Source organism: Streptomyces sp. SID5643 (genome assembly GCF_009872555.1).
GTDB lineage: Bacteria > Actinomycetota > Actinomycetes > Streptomycetales > Streptomycetaceae > Streptomyces > Streptomyces iakyrus.
Window position 1 is genome coordinate 1 of the sequence record NZ_WWIC01000078.1, and the last position, 15,152, is coordinate 15,152.

The 15,152-nt window shown below is 72.2% G+C and carries 15 protein-coding genes, 2 tRNA genes, 1 pseudogene and 1 riboswitch; of the genes and pseudogenes, 11 read left to right on the forward strand and 7 right to left on the reverse strand.

What is annotated here, in order from left to right:
- Positions 1-435: pseudogene (locus tag GTY56_RS41550) on the forward strand (DEAD/DEAH box helicase); the annotation flags it as partial.
- A gap of 216 nt (positions 436-651) precedes the next feature.
- A tRNA-Lys gene (locus tag GTY56_RS09750) sits at positions 652-724 on the forward strand.
- A gap of 60 nt (positions 725-784) precedes the next feature.
- Here the strand turns inward: GTY56_RS09750 and GTY56_RS09755 are convergent.
- Together GTY56_RS09755 and GTY56_RS09760 are read right to left on the reverse strand one after the other, a co-directional pair.
- Positions 785-1,633 carry an RNA polymerase sigma factor SigF gene (locus GTY56_RS09755; protein WP_161364504.1) on the reverse strand — a complete coding sequence of 283 codons (849 nt, stop codon included), beginning with the start codon at positions 1,631-1,633 and terminating at the stop codon, positions 785-787.
- Positions 1,634-1,976: 343 nt separating this feature from the next.
- The gene (locus tag GTY56_RS09760; RefSeq protein ID WP_346345449.1) at positions 1,977-2,471 is read right to left on the reverse strand and encodes a MarR family transcriptional regulator; all 495 of its coding nucleotides are present in this window, start codon (positions 2,469-2,471) and stop codon (positions 1,977-1,979) included.
- A 134-nt stretch (positions 2,472-2,605) separates the two neighbouring features.
- Here GTY56_RS09760 and GTY56_RS09765 point away from each other — a divergent pair, with 134 nt between their 5' ends.
- The 5 genes from GTY56_RS09765 to GTY56_RS09785 all read left to right on the forward strand — a co-directional run bounded on the left by GTY56_RS09765 (position 2,606) and on the right by GTY56_RS09785 (position 6,767).
- Positions 2,606-3,778, forward strand: a complete 1,173-nt coding sequence (locus tag GTY56_RS09765) for a PP2C family protein-serine/threonine phosphatase (protein ID WP_346345450.1) — start codon at positions 2,606-2,608, stop codon at positions 3,776-3,778.
- Positions 3,779-3,920: 142 nt separating this feature from the next.
- Entirely contained in the window at positions 3,921-4,838 is a 918-nt protein-coding gene (locus GTY56_RS09770; RefSeq protein WP_161364483.1) for an STAS domain-containing protein, read from the forward strand.
- Positions 4,835-5,248: an STAS domain-containing protein gene (locus GTY56_RS09775; protein ID WP_161364485.1), complete on the forward strand. Its 414-nt coding sequence runs from the start codon at positions 4,835-4,837 to the stop codon at positions 5,246-5,248. The genes GTY56_RS09770 and GTY56_RS09775 overlap by 4 nt, the downstream gene beginning before the upstream one ends.
- Positions 5,248-5,691, forward strand: a complete 444-nt coding sequence (locus GTY56_RS09780) for an anti-sigma regulatory factor (RefSeq protein WP_161364508.1) — start codon at positions 5,248-5,250, stop codon at positions 5,689-5,691. The genes GTY56_RS09775 and GTY56_RS09780 overlap by 1 nt, the downstream gene beginning before the upstream one ends.
- Entirely contained in the window at positions 5,691-6,767 is a 1,077-nt protein-coding gene (locus GTY56_RS09785; protein WP_161364487.1) for an ATP-binding SpoIIE family protein phosphatase, read from the forward strand. The genes GTY56_RS09780 and GTY56_RS09785 overlap by 1 nt, the downstream gene beginning before the upstream one ends.
- Positions 6,768-6,852: 85 nt before the next feature.
- Here GTY56_RS09785 and GTY56_RS09790 read toward each other — a convergent pair whose 3' ends face one another.
- The 3 genes from GTY56_RS09790 to GTY56_RS09800 all read right to left on the reverse strand — a co-directional run bounded on the left by GTY56_RS09790 (position 6,853) and on the right by GTY56_RS09800 (position 8,767).
- Positions 6,853-7,359 (reverse strand): MarR family transcriptional regulator, encoded by a 507-nt coding sequence (locus tag GTY56_RS09790; protein WP_161364489.1) that lies wholly within the window; start codon positions 7,357-7,359, stop codon positions 6,853-6,855.
- A gap of 117 nt (positions 7,360-7,476) precedes the next feature.
- Positions 7,477-8,118 (reverse strand): GTP cyclohydrolase II, encoded by a 642-nt coding sequence (locus tag GTY56_RS09795; RefSeq protein ID WP_161364491.1) that lies wholly within the window; start codon positions 8,116-8,118, stop codon positions 7,477-7,479.
- A 133-nt stretch (positions 8,119-8,251) separates the two neighbouring features.
- Positions 8,252-8,767 carry a MarR family winged helix-turn-helix transcriptional regulator gene (locus tag GTY56_RS09800; RefSeq protein ID WP_161364493.1) on the reverse strand — a complete coding sequence of 172 codons (516 nt, stop codon included), beginning with the start codon at positions 8,765-8,767 and terminating at the stop codon, positions 8,252-8,254.
- Between the two features lie 90 nt (positions 8,768-8,857).
- Here GTY56_RS09800 and GTY56_RS09805 point away from each other — a divergent pair, with 90 nt between their 5' ends.
- The 4 genes from GTY56_RS09805 (at position 8,858) to GTY56_RS09820 (ending at position 12,697) form a co-directional block, all read left to right on the forward strand.
- Positions 8,858-9,988 (forward strand): dihydrofolate reductase family protein, encoded by a 1,131-nt coding sequence (locus GTY56_RS09805; RefSeq protein ID WP_161364495.1) that lies wholly within the window; start codon positions 8,858-8,860, stop codon positions 9,986-9,988.
- A 65-nt stretch (positions 9,989-10,053) separates the two neighbouring features.
- Positions 10,054-10,127: transfer RNA gene (locus GTY56_RS09810), tRNA-Met, on the forward strand.
- Positions 10,128-10,415: 288 nt separating this feature from the next.
- Positions 10,416-10,572, forward strand: a riboswitch (cyclic di-AMP (ydaO/yuaA leader).
- A gap of 11 nt (positions 10,573-10,583) precedes the next feature.
- Positions 10,584-11,624, forward strand: a complete 1,041-nt coding sequence (locus tag GTY56_RS09815; RefSeq protein WP_161364497.1) for a peptidoglycan DD-metalloendopeptidase family protein — start codon at positions 10,584-10,586, stop codon at positions 11,622-11,624.
- 128 nt (positions 11,625-11,752) lie between these two features.
- Positions 11,753-12,697: an aldo/keto reductase gene (locus tag GTY56_RS09820; protein WP_161364500.1), complete on the forward strand. Its 945-nt coding sequence runs from the start codon at positions 11,753-11,755 to the stop codon at positions 12,695-12,697.
- 15 nt (positions 12,698-12,712) lie between these two features.
- Here the strand turns inward: GTY56_RS09820 and GTY56_RS09825 are convergent, their stop codons facing one another.
- Positions 12,713-14,080 (reverse strand): PrsW family intramembrane metalloprotease, encoded by a 1,368-nt coding sequence (locus tag GTY56_RS09825; protein WP_346345451.1) that lies wholly within the window; start codon positions 14,078-14,080, stop codon positions 12,713-12,715.
- A gap of 59 nt (positions 14,081-14,139) precedes the next feature.
- Positions 14,140-14,991 carry a tRNA (guanosine(46)-N7)-methyltransferase TrmB gene (gene trmB, locus GTY56_RS09830; protein ID WP_161364502.1) on the reverse strand — a complete coding sequence of 284 codons (852 nt, stop codon included), beginning with the start codon at positions 14,989-14,991 and terminating at the stop codon, positions 14,140-14,142.
- Positions 14,992-15,152 lie beyond the last annotated feature (161 nt).

The following is a 15,152-nucleotide window of genomic DNA, read 5'->3' on the forward strand; positions in this document are numbered from 1 at the left end:
TTCCGCCGGGACGACCGTCGTGATGACCGTGGTGGCCGTTCCTTCGAGCGTCGTGACGACCGTGGTGGTCGTGGCTTCGAGCGTCGTGACGACAACCGCGGCGGTGGCTTCCGCCGGGACGACCGTCGTGATGACCGTGGTGGCCGTTCCTTCGAGCGTCGTGACGACCGTGGTGGTCGTGGCTTCGAGCGTCGTGACGACAACCGCGGTGGCGGCTTCCGCCGGGACGACCGTCCGGGCCGCTCCTTCGAGCGCCGGGACGAGCGCGGCGGGCACCGTGGCAGCGACCGCCCCTTCAACCGCGACCGCCAGGGCGACCGCCCCGGCTTCCGCTCCTCGGGTCACGACCGCCCCTCCGGCCGTCGTGACGACCACCGCGGCGGCGGTTCGTTCCAGCGCCGCGAGGACAAGCCGCGCTGGAAGCGCAACGGCTGACATCAGCGCATGAGGAGCGCCGTGCTCCGCCCCAACGGGCGGGCCACGGCGCTCCGTCGTTGCGGCGCGGGCTGCGCGGGGGCCGGGCTGACACGCCCGGACGGGCCGGTTCATGCCCCTCATCGGCCCAGTTCGTCCCTTCGGCAGGGCCGGGACCCCGATACCCGATCGGAGTCCCGGCGTCGTCCGGCTATGCTCGTGGGGGCGACATCGCCTGGGCCCTTAGCTCAATTGGCAGAGCAGTGGACTTTTAATCCATTGGTTGTGGGTTCGAGTCCCACAGGGCCTACAGAAGAGCCCCGGTCCGGATCATCTCCGGGCCGGGGCTCTCGCCGTTGCTGGGGGCGTGTCAGCCGGTGGTCAGCATGCCCGACCGCAGTCGGGCCACCGTGCGCGAGATCAGCCGGGACACGTGCATCTGCGAGATGCCGAGCCGGGCGCCGATCTCCGCCTGGGTCAGTTCCTCCACGAAGCGCAGGTGGAGGATGAGGCGCTGGCGCTCGTCGAGTTCGGCGACGAGGGGGGCCAGGGCGTGGAAGTCCTCGACGAGTTCGAGCGCCGGGTCCTCCTCGCCGATGAACTCCGACAGCGTCGTGTCGCTCTCGTCCGGGTCGCCGGTGACCGTGGCGTCGAGGGAGGAGGAGAGGTAGCCGTTGGCGGCGATCTGCGCCTCGACGACCTCCTCCTCGGACAGGTTCATCAGGGCCGCCAGTTCGGCCACCTTGGGGGCGCGGCCGAGGCGGGAGGCCAGTTCCTCGGTGGCCTTGGCGAGTTCCGTGCGGGCCTCCTGAAGGCGGCGCGGCACGTGCACGGCCCAGGACGTGTCCCGGAAGAACCGCTTGATCTCGCCGATGATGTACGGCACCGCGAAGCTGGTGAACTGCACCTCGCGGGAGACCTCGAAGCGGTCGATGGCCTTGATCAGCCCGATGACGCCGACCTGGACGATGTCCTCCATCGACTGCCCGCTGGTGCGGAACCGGCGGGCCGCGAAGCGCACCAGCGACATGTTCATCTCGATGAGGGTGTTGCGGGCGTACTGGTATTCGGGCGTGCCCTCCTCAAGGACGGCGAGCCGGTCGAGGAACTGCCCGGTCAGCCCGCGCGCGTCCTGCGGGGCGAGCTTCTGGGGTTCGGCGATCTGCGGCAACTCCTCACCGGTGTAGGTGGCGGAATCCGTCGTCGTGCCGATGCGCATGGTCGCCGTCACGGGCCCTCCCTCTCAGTCCGGCCCGCTCCGATCCCCCGACAGGCCACCTCCAGCGCCGCTACCCGCCCTCGCCCCGGTCATGCCCCGCATATGCCCCGGCGAGACGTTGCCCACAGTCGGCGCAGGTCGAGGCGGTGTCGGGGTACCCGGACCGGTACCGCGAAGGCACGGGCAGGGAGGGTGGGCGGTGGAGTGCGCGAGAAAAAGCCATGGGGTTCGCGGAGCGGACAGTTGTCGTTTGACAACTATAGGTGGAGGGCAACAGCCTAGGCGTGCCGAACGTGCGCGGGGAAGGGACCGGAAGGGCCGACTCCGTGCGACGGCGAGAAATTCAGGCAGTCCGGGTACCGGACGAGCGGGAGTCTTCGGAGTCGTCGTGTATCTGGGCCGCCGCCGCGTCGCAGAACGCCTCCAGACCCTGCAGCAGCGCGACCCGCTTCGCCGCGGGCATCTGGTCGAGCACCGCGCGCAGCGCGTCCTCCCGGCGTGTGCGCAGGTCGGCCAGGAAGGCGCGGCCCCGGCCGCTGAGGTGCAGGCGGACCTCGCGCCGGTCGGCCGGACTCGCCTCCCGCTCGACGAACCCGGCCGCCTGGAGCCGGTCGCAGAGCCTGCTGGTCGAGGGCGGTGTGGAGGCGAGGGAGTCGGCGAGCGTCCGCAGGTTGATGCCCTCGTGGTGTTCGAGCATGAGCAGCACCCGCAGCTGGGACGCGGAGGCCGGCGCGGTCGAGGCCCGGCCCCAGAGGACTTCCAGCAACTCCGCGGCCGTGGAGGTCACACGGGCGACCTCAGCGGGCTCAGGGCGGGGTCGGAGGGAAGTCACAGTCACACTCTCGCAGGCACCGGGATGGCCGTCAGCGTACTAGGCGTGGTGTGAACCGCCCGGGACCCGCTTCCCGCCCGTGTACAAGGACCGTTTACGAGGACGCCCCGGCGTCCCGCCAAGGATGGTGAAGGACCACCGTGACCACGATCACGAACAGATTCGTGGCCGCCGAGCGCGCCCTGCGCACGGCGGCGCCCCATCAACTGCTGGACGCGGTCCGTCGTGTACTGACCGATCAGTACGCGGCGGACTCCGTCGAGCTTTTCCTGGCCGACTACGGACTGACGGTGCTTCAGCCGGTGTCCGTGCTGCCGCACACGCTCCAGCCGGTGTCCGTGCACAACAGCCCGGCGGGCCGGGCCTTCGGTGCCCAGGAGCCGTATGTGGAGGGCACTGCGGGCGATCACGTACGCGTGCATCTGCCCGTCAGCGTGCGGGGCGACCGGCTCGGTGTGCTGACCGTCACCCTGCCGGCCGCGGAGCACGCCGAGGCCGGCCTGGGCGAGCTGGCCGAGATCGCCGAGGTGCTCGGGCACGAGGTCTACGTGGCCGAGCGCGACACCGACCTGTACCTCCAGGCCCGCCGCCGGGACCGGCTCACGCTGGCCGCCGAGATGCAGTGGCAGCTGTTGCCGGGCCGCTCCTGCACCCGCCCCGAGTACGAGCTGGGCGCACAGCTGGAACCGGCGTACGCGATCTTCGGCGACAACTTCGACTGGTCCGCCTCGGCCGACCGGCTCAGCCTCTACGTCACCAACGGCATGGGCGAGGGCATCGAGGCCTCCCTGCTGACGAACCTGGCGATCAACGCCCTGCGCAACGCGCGCCGGGCCGGCCTGTCCATCGACGACCAGGCGGCCCTGGCCGACCAGGCGGTGTACGCCCACTACCGGGGCCGCTGCTACCTCTCCGTGCTCATGCTCGACTTCGACCTGGCCACCGGCCGGGTCCGCGCGGTGGACGCCGGGTCGCCGCAGATGCTGCGGCTGCGCCGGGGCGCGGTCGAGCGGGTTCCCTTCGACGCCCAGCTGCCGCTCGGCATGTTCGAGGAGACCGACTACGTGATCCAGGAGTTGTGGGTCGAGCCGGGCGACCGGCTGGTCTTCGTCAGCGACGGGGTCTACGACGTCGCCTCCCCGGGCGGCGAGGCCTACGGGGACGCCGCCCTGGCCCGGGCGATCCAGTCGACCCGGCTGCTGCCGGCCCCCGAGGTGCCCCGGGCGATCCTGCGCGAACTGACGGGCCACCGCGGCGGATCCACCCCGGACGACGACGCGCTCGTGGTGTGTCTGGACTGGCGTGGCCGGTAGGCGACGGGGAAGGCGCAGGTGGGGGGGGGGACCGGTGGGCAGTTGTTTGGTGGTGCCGAACGCCGGCACTAATGTTTGTCATACGGCAAGTAACGGCTGAGGCGCCGTCGCGCGACCTCGGCCCGGCCCGTGCAAGGGAGCGATGCAAGTGTCGGTGTCGGAAGAGAACGCGGAGCAGGAGCCGGCCGCACACCAGGTGAGCGCCTTCCTGGAGCGGCGCCGGGAGCAGATCGCCCAACGCTGGGCGGACGCGGCGCTGTTCCGCACCGTCTTCACCGTCTCACGCGACGAGGCCGTGGAGGCGGGCAGGGCCGTGACCGCGGCGCTGGCGGCCGTGGCGGCCGCGGGGCGGCTCGACGACATCCGGGCGCCCGGATTCGAGGCCGTGCGCGACCAGTTGGGGCGCATGGCGGCCTCCCGCGCCCGGACGGGCATCGACCCGGACGGCGTCGCCGGCGAGGTGGCCGCACTGCGGGCCCCGGTGACCGAACTGCTGCGCGCCGAGTTCCCGGAGCCGTACGCCCCCGAGGCCCAGGAGGCCGTGCTGGCGCTGACGGTGCTGATGGGCACGCTGCGCCTGGTCGTGATGGAGACGACGGTCAGCGCGGGCGAGGAGCTGATCGCCCGGCAGCGCGAGCAGCTGCACGAGGTGGCCACCCCCGTGATCAAGCTGTGGGAGAGCACCGTCGCCGTGCCGCTGATCGGCACGCTGGACAGCGCGCGCAGCCAGGTGGTCATGGAGAGCCTGCTGGACGCGATCGTCGCCGAGCGCGCCCGGTACGCCATCCTCGACATCACCGGCGTGCCCACGGTCGACTCGCTGGTCGCCCAGCACCTGATGAAGACCGTGGCGGCCGCCCGGCTGATGGGCGCCGAGTGCATCGTGTCCGGCATCCGGCCCGCGATCGCGCAGACCATCGTCCACCTGGGCATCGACCTCGGCACGGTGCTCACCCGATCGAGCCTGGCGGACGCGCTCGCCTATGCGCTCAGCCAGCAGGGGGTCGAGATCGCACCGCTGCGGGCGGCCGGCGCGGCGGCGGACGCGGGCACGCGGTGACCGGGTTCGCGGGACACGGGCCCGCGGCCGGACACGGCTTCACCGTGCCGGTCCTCCAGCTGGGCGACGTCCTGCTGGTCACCCTCCAGGGTGAGCTGCACGACGGGATGGCCGAGCAGCTCCAGGAGGACATCACGGCCCGGATCTCGAACACCAGGGTGAACGGCGTCGTGATCGACATCTCCGGTGTGGAGATCGTCGACTCGTTCCTGGGCCGGGTTCTCGCCGAGATCGCCGCCGGGGCCAAGCTGCTGGCGGCCCGTACGGTCCTGGCCGGGATGCGCCCGGCCGTGGCGATCACGCTGGTCGAGCTGGGGCTCACCCTGCCCGGCCTGCGGACGGCCCTGGATGTCGAACGTGCGATGGAACTGCTCGGCGTCACCACGCGCCGGGGCGAGGGGAGTCCATGATGCAGGCTTCCCGCCATGCCGGTCCTGCCGACCTGCCGATCGGCTCGGACGCCGATCTGGCGTGGGTGCGGCAGCAGGTCCGGCAGGCCGCTGCCGAGCTCGGCTTCGGGCTGGTGCAGCAGACCAAGCTCGTCACCGCGGCGAGCGAGCTGGCCCGCAACACCCTCGTGCACGGCGGGGGCGGCCATGTGCGGGTCACCCCGCTGGACGCCGGGTCGACGCGCGGGCTGCGGCTGGACTTCGTCGACACCGGGCCCGGCATCCGGGACCTGGACCAGGCGCTGACCGACGGCTACACCAGCGGCGGCGGACTCGGGCTGGGCCTGAGCGGCGCCAAGCGGCTGGTGCAGGAGTTCGAGGTGGACAGCCGGCCCGGCGAGGGGACCACCGTCACCGTCACCGCCTGGGCCACCGTCGTACCGCCCTCCCGGACGGTGCCGTGATGAGCAGGGTCTGGGACGTGCCGGTGGAGGACGACTCGACGCGGGTGCGGGACGTGCGGGTGGCGGCCGAGGAGGCCAGCGCCTGTGCCGGCCTGCCCCCGAACCGCACTGCGACCGCCGCGCTCGTGGCGACGGAGCTGGCGACCAACCTGCTGCGGCACGCGGAGGGCGGTCGCGTGCTGATCAACCTCGTCGAGCGTGCGTACGACGACGGCCGGCAGCGGACGGCCGTGCAGCTCGTCGCGCTCGACCACGGACCCGGCATCCCCGACGTCGCGGCGGCGATGCGCGACGGCTACAGCACGACCGTCGCGGCTTCACTGGGAGCCGGGCTCGGGACGTGCCGGCGCATAGCGAACGACTTCGATCTGCACAGCGCACCGGGGCGGGGCACCGTCGTGATGGCGCGGATCGGCCACGAGCCGGCCGTCCGCAACCAGGGGCCGCCCCCGCTGGGCCCGCGGACCGGGGGTGTCAACGTCCCCCTCGGCCGGGCCGAGCAGTCCGGGGACGCCTGGGGCCGGGTGCGCGGCGGGGACCGGCTGACGCTGCTGCTCGCCGACGGGCTCGGGCACGGGGCGAAGGCGGCCGAGGCCTCCACCGCGGCGGTGAAGGAGCTGCGCGACCTGGCCGAGCTGCCGCCCGTCGAGATTCTGCGAAGTCTGGGCCGGGCCCTGCGCCCCACCCGGGGCGCCGCCGTCGCCGTGGCACAACTCGACATACAGCAAGCGCAGTTGAGCTTCGCCGGCATCGGTAACATCGGTGCCCGGCTGCGGACCGACGGCGCGTGGAAGCCGCTGCTGTCCCACCCGGGCATCGTGGGCGCGCAGGCGCCGGCGTCCGTGCCGGTGCAGCGGGTGCCCTGGCATGCGGACAGCCTGCTGGTCCTCCACAGCGACGGTCTGCCGAGCCGCTGGACGCCGCCCGACGACGGCGTACTGCCCGGCTGCGACCCGGCGGTGGCGGCCGCGGTGGTGCTCCGCGACGCGGGGAGCGCGGCCCGTCCGGCGCGGGACGACACATGCGTGGCGGTCCTGACCGCCGGCGGCGTGAGCCGCCACGGCTCGGGAGCCTGAGAGCTCGGGTCGGCGCCTCACCCGGGCAGGCCTGCGCGGCCCGTCCGTCCCAGCCGGAGCCGACCGGCGCGGCCCGTTCGGTCGCTCAGGGGTTCTCCGGCCTGCCGGCGTCGGGCGGCAGTGTGTTCCGGGCCGTCAGGAAGCCCTGCAACCCCCTGCGCAGCGCCGCGCGTTCGGCCGGTCGCATGGCCGACAGCGCTGCCGTCAGGGCTTGGGCGCGGCGGGCGGCGACGTCGCACAGGACGTGCTGTCCGTGTGGCGTGAGCCACAGTTGCACCTCGCGGCGGGTGTCGGGGTGCGGGACGCGTTCCAGCAGGCCGGCCGCCCCGAGGCGGTCGCAGAGGCGGCTGGCCGTGGGGAGGCCGATGTCCAGGCCGTCCGCCAGGGCCGTCAGATTCAGCCCCGGCGCCGCCTGCACGGTGCGCAGCGCCCGCAACTGGTGCAGGGACAGGCGCAGGGACGCCTCCTGGGCGGCGGCCGACCACAGCGCCGTCAGGCTGTCCACGGCATCGGTGATCTGCGATGCGACCGACTCCGGGTCATCGCCCGGTCTTCTCACCCGGTGGTCGCCGGGGCCGCCGAGATCGGTCACGAAACGGTCACTTCCAAAAAGCTCCGGGTACTGATGAGGTCGCCCTCTTCCAAAGGCTGTACCCGATGAACCGAGGGACAAGCAGCCCGGTTCAGTGCCCGGCCGGACCGGAGCGGCTCAGCCGGCGCTGAGCTCCGTCAGCGCGGCGAGCGGCAGCGTGTGCTGGGTCTGGAGGACCTTGGCGCGCAGGTAGCGGACGTTGTGTGCGGTGGTGAAGACGCCCGTGGGGATCCGGCCGCGCACGTCGATGCCCAGGGACCGCAACTGGCCTGCCTTGTCGGGGTTGTTGGAGAGCAGGTCCAGCCGGCCGATGCCCAGGGCCCGGAGCATCTGGGCGGCGGCCGTGTAGTCGCGGGCGTCCTCCGGCAGCCCCAGTGCCGCGTTCGCCTCGTACGTGTCGAGCCCCTCGTCCTGGAGGGCGTAGGCGTCCAGCTTGTTGTAGAGGCCGATCCCGCGGCCCTCCTGGCGGAGGTACAGCAGCACGCCGCCGCGCTCGGCGATGGCCTCGACCGCCTCGCGCAGCTGAGGGCCGCAGTCGCAGCGGGCGGAGCCGAACACGTCCCCGGTCAGGCACTCGGAGTGCAGCCGCACCATCGGGACCGGGCCGGGCTCGCCGAGGACCACGGCCACGTGCTCCTGGCCGTCGGCCAGACCGTGGAAGGTGACGAGCTCGGCGTCGGCCTCGTAGCCGTCGTGGAAGCGCAGCGGGACCCGGACGCGGGAGCGCGGGGTGGCGACGACGGCGGGGGTGTCGGGCATGCGGGGCCTCCGGGTTCCGTTTCCTGTTCGGCTGCACAGCCGTACTGCTTCAGATTTGAAGCAGATACACGTCCGGAACCCTACTAGTGCTTTAAGTTTGAAGCAATCAGTATCCGTCTCGGTGTGAGGCGCGTCACGAACAGGTCGGTGCAGACCTCCGCCGCCACGGCACCTCGTCCGTCGCCGGCCGCGAACCGTCCTCCTGGAGGCCCTGCGCGATCGCCGCGGAGATCTCCTCCAGCTGTCCCACCTGCTCCTCGCTGAGCCGGTCGAACAGGAAGCTCCGCACGGTGTCGACATGCCCGGGCGCCGCCCGTTCCAGCACGGCGAACCCCTCGTCCGTCAGTGCGGCGACGCTGCCCCGCTTGTCGTACCGGCAGGCCTCCCGCCGCAGCAGGCCGTCCTTCTCCAGCCGCGTCACCGCGTACGTCAGCCTGCTGCGCGTGATCTTCAGCCGCTCGGCGAGATCGGTCATGCGCAGCCGCCGTTCCGGGGACTCCGACAGGACGGACAGGATGGAGTAGTACAGGTGCGGCATGCCGGCGTCCTGCTGGAGCTGCCGGTCGATCGCGTCCTCCAGGAGCAGGGAGGCGGCGATGTACGCGCGCCAGGCACGTTGCTCCTCGGGGGTGAGCCAGCGAGTCGTCATGCCACCAGTGTAGGTTTGCTTCAAACTTGAACCAAGCCCGCCTTGGTGACCCTGTCCAGTCCCGCCGTCCCGACCAGCCGCGGAGCGTCGATGCCACACCCGTACGTCCTGCTGTCCGCCGCCGTCTCCCTCGACGGCTACCTGGACGACACCGGACCCGACCGCCTGCTCCTGTCGAGCCCGGCCGACTTCGACCGGGTCGACGAGGTCCGGGCCGGCGTCGACGCCATCCTGATCGGCGCCGGCACCATCCGCGCCGACAACCCGCGGCTCCTGGTGAACTCCGGGGAGCGCCGGGCCGCCCGGCGGGCCGCCGGGAAACCGGAGTATCCCCTGAAGGTCACCGTCAGCGGCTCCGGCGACCTCGATCCGGACGCCCGCTTCTGGCACACCGGTGGCGAGAAGCTCCTCTACACCACCGACCGGGGCGCCGAACGCGCCCGGGCCCGGGGCCTGGCCGCCGACGTCGTCCCGCTCGGCGCCGGCCTCGACTGGCGGCGGCTGCTCACCCACCTGCACGACGTGCGGGGCGTGCGGCGGCTCATGGTCGAGGGCGGCGGCCTGATCCACACCCAGCTGCTCACCCAGGGCCTCGCCGACGAACTCCAGCTGGTGCTCGCCCCGCTCTTCGTGGGCGACCCCGGGGCTCCCCGCCTCTTCGGTCCCGGCGGCTACCAGGGCGGCAGGCTCCGGCTGCTGGAGTCGCGGCGGATCGAGGACGTGGTCCTGATGCGCTACGAGCCGACCGCCCCGGGCACCGGTGCCCTGCCCGTCGCCGCCGACCACCACTGGCTGGCCCTCGCCTGCAACCTGGCCGAGCGCTGCCCGCCGTCGGACACGGCGTTCAGCGTGGGCGCGCTCGTGGTCGCCGCCGACGGCACGGAACTGGCCCGCGGCCACTCCCGGGAGGCCGGCGACCCGGTCGTGCACGCCGAGGAGGCGGCTCTCGCCAAGATCGACCCGGCCGACCCGCGCCTGCCCGGCGCGACGGTGTACAGCAGCCTGGAGCCCTGCGCCCGCCGCGCCTCCCGGCCCGCACCCTGCGCCCGGCTGATCCTCGACGCCGGCGTACGGCGGGTCGTCACGGCCTGGCGCGAGCCCGACACCTTCGTGACGGACGCCGACGGCAGCGGCCTGCTCGCGGCCCGTGGGGTGGAGGTCCTGGTCCTCCCGGAGCACGAGGAGCGGGCCAAGGCCCCGAACCGTCACCTGCCGGGCTGAGCGCGGGCCGGTCCGCGGGTGTGCACGAGTGGTCCCGCGGATGGCGTACACTGGAATCACAACGACGCGGGGTGGAGCAGCTCGGTAGCTCGCTGGGCTCATAACCCAGAGGTCGCAGGTTCAAATCCTGTCCCCGCTACTGAAGGCCGAGGGCCGGAATCCGAAAGGGTTCCGGCCCTCGGTGCATTTCCCCGCATCTCATTACAGTCGGTGAGCGAACCACCTCGCTCCGCGCGGTAACTGATGCCCCGTCAAAACCCGCCAGTCACTTGCGAAGCGGTCAACTCGCCCGATTTACTCCGGTCATGGCAGGTAAGTCCATGCGAAAAAGCTTAATGATCAAGCGGAATCGCTGGAATACCCCTCGCGCCTCCATTAACGTTCGATAACGCAGCGCGGTCGTCCCAGCCGTCACAGAAGGCGGCTCCGTGCGCACGCGCCGAATCCCGAAAGGGAACCGGGGAACCACCACTTGGGGTGAATCGGGCGGATGCCACCGTGGAAGCACGGTTGGTATACGCGCGTAGGAGACCTTCCTGCTCCGAACCCGTCAGCTAACCCGGTAGGCGAGAAGGAAGGAAAGGAGTACGCCCACGTGGCGTCCAACCGGCCTGCCCCCGCGGCCCCGTTCGCGCCGAAGCGCGAGACCGACACCTTCGGCTACGGCGGTCAGCGCACCGACGAGGGCCCGTTCCAGGAGTGGAACCCCACCGAGGAGTCCATCCGTCCCGTCCGTGGCCGGCATCGCGTCACCAAGCAGCGCGGCGGAGGTCTCGCCCGCAGCTCCACCGTCCTGGGTGTCGGCGTCATAGCCGCCGTGGGTGCCGGCGGCATGGCCAGCGCCCAGACCGGCAAGCCCCCGGTGTCCATCTCCGTCCCGGACCTGCCCTCGGTGGGTTCCCTCATTTCGGACGACGACACCCCCGAGGGTTCCGCCACCCCGCTCAGCAGCCTCGGCACCGCAACGGCCGCCACCGGGCAGGGCGAGAGCACCTCCGGCGCCGGCGCGGGTGAAGCGCTGCGCGCCCGGATCATGGCCCAGGTCGAGCACCAGCAGGACCAGATCGAGACCAAGGCCGCCCAGGACGCCGCGGACGCCGCCCAGAAGGCAGCCGCGGAAGCGGTCGCCAAGGCGGAGAAGGAAGCCAAGGCCAAGGCCGCCGCGGCCAAGGAGAAGGCGGAGGAGGAGGCCAGGAAGAAGGCCGAGGCCGAGCGTCTCGCCGCCCTGGCCAAGCAGTTCACGCTGCCGACCTCCTCCTACACCATCACCTCCAGCTTCGGCCAGGCCGGCGCCTACTGGTCCTCCGGCTACCACACGGGCCTGGACTTCGCCGCCCCCACGGGCACGCCGATCAAGGCCGTCCACAGCGGCACCATCACCGAGGCCGGCTGGAACGGCTCGTACGGCTACAAGACCGTCCTCACCCTCGATGACGGCACCGAGATCTGGTACGCGCACCAGTCCTCCATCGGCGTCAGCGTCGGCCAGAAGGTCAGCACCGGCGACGTCATCGGCCGCGTGGGCGCCACCGGCAACGTCACCGGGGCCCACCTTCACCTGGAGGTCCACTCCGGCGGTTCCGCGAGCGGCATCGACCCGATGGCGTGGCTGCGGGGCAAGGGGCTGAACCCGTAAGCCGTCCCCATCCGTTGAAGCACCGGCGGCCCTGACGACGACCCCCCGACGTCAGGGCCGCCGCATGTTCCGGCGCGGGCGGCCGAGCGGGGGAATGGGAGACTCCGGTACCGGCGTTGACGTGGAGCATGACTTCTCTGCGTAAGCTCGGCCCTTCCGACCTCGAGGTCTTCCCGCTCGCCCTCGGCGGCAACGTCTTCGGCTGGACCGCCGACGAGGACCAGTCGTTCGCCGTCCTCGACGCCTACACCGCCGCCGGCGGCAACTTCGTCGACACCGCCGACTCCTACTCGGCCTGGGCCGAGGGGAACCGGGGCGGTGAGTCCGAGACCGTGCTCGGCACGTGGCTGAAGGCCCGCGGCAACCGGGCGGACGTCGTCGTCGCCACGAAGGTCAGCCAGCACCCCGAGTTCCGCGGCCTGTCCGCCGCCACCATCAAGGCCGCCGCCGACGCCTCCCTGCGGCGCCTCGGCACCGACTACATCGACCTGTACTACACGCACTTCGACCAGCCCGACGTGCCCGTCGAGGAGATCATCGGCGCGCTCGACGCCCTCGTGAAGGCCGGGAAGGTGCGGCACATCGCCGCCTCCAACATCTCCGCCGAGCGGCTGCGGGCGTCCCTGGAGTTCTCCGACCGCGAGGGACTCGCCCGGTACGTGGCCCTCCAGCCCCACTACAACCTGGTCTCCCGGGACACCTACGAGGGCGAGCTCCAGGATCTCGCCGAGCGGGCCGGCCTGGCCGCCGTCCCGTACTTCGCGCTCGCGTCCGGCTTCCTCACGGGCAAGTACCGGCCCGGAGCGACGGTCGAGAGCGCGCGAGCGGGGGGCGCGGCCAAGCACCTGGAGACCGAGCGGGGGCGGCGGGTGCTCGCCGCCCTCGACGAGATCGCCGCGGCGCACGACGTACCCGTGGCCACGGTGGCTCTGGCCTGGCTCGCCGCGCAGCCGACCGTGGTGGCGCCGATCGCCTCCGCGCGGACGGTGGAGCAACTGCCCGCGCTGACCGGTGTCGGCGAGCTGACGCTCTCGGAGGCCGAGCTCGGACGGCTCACCGAGGCCTCGGCCTGACTCGGCCTGACACGCCTAGGAGCGGTACGGGTTGTACGCGGGGTACGGCGTCTTGTACGCGGGGTACGGCGTCGGCTGCGGGCCGTACCCGTACACCCCGTACACCGGCCAGGGCGGGGCCGTCACCGGAACCGGAGGGGCGGTGATCCGCGCCGCGTGGTCCAGTGCGGGGCGGGCCACCTCCCGGCGCCGCCACAGCTCGCCGAGCAGTTCCCCCTCCCGGACGGCGAAGTCGGGCCCGGCACGGCCCCGCCGGGCCCGGTGCCGCAGGAACGCCAGGGACGTCGCGTACGCCTCGTACCGCGCCACCTCCCGCGCCGCCGCCTTGCCCACGTGACGGCGGGCGTATTGGCGGGCGATCCGCCGGGCCCGCATCGAGCCCAGCGCGTACGGCTCGGCCGGGGTCAGCCAGCCGGCCACTGCGTAGGCGGGGAGCTCCGCCCGTACGGTCTTCAGCTCACGCTGCCGGGTCCAGATCACCAGCCACGTCAGCAGTCCGAAGATGGGCACCATGAACGCCGCGTACACGGCGAAGAACCCGTACTCGCCGAAGGCCGAGGAGCCGTTCCACATCGCGTGCATGCCCATCGCGAGCAGCAGCCCGCCGAGCGGGAAGACGACGCGGCGCAGGGGCCGGCGGTCCGTCGAGAGCGCGGCGATGCCGAAGCCGATGCCGGACAGGACCGTGAACAGCGGGTGCGCGAACGGCGACATGACGATGCGCACGAAGAAGGTCGCCGCCGTGACGGAGGCGATGCCGGTGCCGCCGGTGAGCTGGTCGGTGCCGAAGGCCGTGCCCAGGTAGAGGATGTTCTCCGTGAAGGCGAAGCCGGTCGCCGTCACCCCGGCTATGACGACCCCGTCGACGATGCCGGTGAAGTCACGGCGCCGGAAGAGGAAGACCAGGAGGACGGCCGCCGCCTTGGCCGACTCCTCGACCACCGGGGCTATCACCGTCGCGCCCAGGGTGTCCGCGCTGGACGGGTCCGCCGTCGCCGTCGCTATCCATCTCGTCGCGAAGCTGTTGGCGACGATCGCTATCAGCGCCGCCGCGCAGGCGCCCCAGGCGAAGCAGAACAGCAGGTTCCGCCAGGGGCCGGGCTCCACCCGGTCCAGCCAGCGGAACGCGGCTATCAGCAGGGGGACCGGCAGCACGGCCAGCCCCAGCCCGACCAGGAAGCCTTCCGTACCGGTCTCCTCGCGGACCAGGGCGAGGATGACCAGGCCGGATATCGCGAGGAGCGTGCTCAGCGCGCCGTAGCGCACCCAGGCGCGCTGCCACCAGTGGGCGTGCCGCAGGGAGCCGGCCGTGCCCGGGCCGACGAGGGGTGCCCCGTCGGCGGGACCGCTGGGATACGACGGATGTAGGGGGCTGGTGGCCACGGCATTGACCCTAACGACGGATGGGCGCTGTCCGCAGGCGGAGGAGGTGCCAGGGGTGGTCAGGCGCCGGCGGGGGGCTGGTCCACGTGCTGTACGCGGCGGAAGAGGAGGTCGTTCACGACATGTCCCTTGTCCAGTCCCTGGCCCTCGAAACGGGTCAGCGGACGGAAGTCGGGACGCGGCGCGAAACCGCCGTCCGCCTGCGTGTTCTCGAAGTCGGGGTGGGCCGTGAGGACGTCGAGCATCTGCTCGGCGTACGGCTCCCAGTCCGTGGCGCAGTGGACGAGCGCGCCCGGCCCGAGACGGGTGGCGGCCAGAGTGAGGAAGTCGGGCTGGATGATCCTGCGCTTGTGGTGCCGCTTCTTCGGCCAGGGGTCGGGGAAGTAGACGCGCAGACCGCTGAGGGAGTCCGGCGCGAGCATCTCGCGCAGGAGGATGATCGCGTCGCCGTTGCCGACCCGGACGTTGGACAGGCCGTTGCGGTCGGCGAGGTTGAGCAGGTTGCCCTGGCCGGGGGTGTGGACGTCGACGGCGAGGATGTTCGTGGCGGGGTCGGCGGCGGCCATCTGGGCGGTGGCCTCGCCCATGCCGAAGCCGATCTCCAGGACGACCGGGTTGTCGTTGCCGAACAGCTCGGGCAGGTCGAGGGTGCGGCTGCCGTCGATGTCGAGGCCCCACTTGGGCCACAGTCGTTGCAGGGCGTCCGCCTGACCTGCGGTGACCCGGCTGCGCCGGGGCTGGAAACTCCGGATCCGCCGCTCGAAGTGCGACCCGGCGGGGTCGGCCTTGGGCCCGTCGGGAAAGCGCGGCTCTCCCTTGGCCCGGGTACCCCGGACGGAGACACCGGGGGTGTGCGGAGCCGGGGCCGGGTGCTGGTTCGGGGCTTCGGGGGTGTTCGCGGAGTCAGACACAGTGCTACTGATTTTACGGTTGCGGTGCTTCGCCTGACGCCGGTGGTGGGTCGGGGCCACGCCCGGGGGGGTGTTCCGTCCTCGGAACGGCGCGATGGACCCACTCACCGACTGACTGGCGTCGACGCGCCAACCGCTGCGGGCGGACACCCCCCGACACG

Bases quoted from the DNA above. Each gene is read 5' to 3' on its own strand.
- GTY56_RS09800 (WP_161364493.1), bottom strand. From the start codon at position 8,767: ATGACGACTCGCTGGCTCACCCCCGAGGAGCAACGTGCCTGGCGCGCG.
- GTY56_RS09785 (WP_161364487.1), top strand. From the start codon at position 5,691: ATGAGCAGGGTCTGGGACGTGCCGGTGGAGGACGACTCGACGCGGGTG.
- GTY56_RS09820 (WP_161364500.1), top strand. From the start codon at position 11,753: ATGACTTCTCTGCGTAAGCTCGGCCCTTCCGACCTCGAGGTCTTCCCG.
- GTY56_RS09755 (WP_161364504.1), bottom strand. From the start codon at position 1,633: ATGCGCATCGGCACGACGACGGATTCCGCCACCTACACCGGTGAGGAG.
- GTY56_RS09795 (WP_161364491.1), bottom strand. From the start codon at position 8,118: ATGCCCGACACCCCCGCCGTCGTCGCCACCCCGCGCTCCCGCGTCCGG.
- GTY56_RS09780 (WP_161364508.1), top strand. From the start codon at position 5,248: ATGCAGGCTTCCCGCCATGCCGGTCCTGCCGACCTGCCGATCGGCTCG.
- GTY56_RS09770 (WP_161364483.1), top strand. From the start codon at position 3,921: ATGCAAGTGTCGGTGTCGGAAGAGAACGCGGAGCAGGAGCCGGCCGCA.
- GTY56_RS09805 (WP_161364495.1), top strand. From the start codon at position 8,858: ATGCCACACCCGTACGTCCTGCTGTCCGCCGCCGTCTCCCTCGACGGC.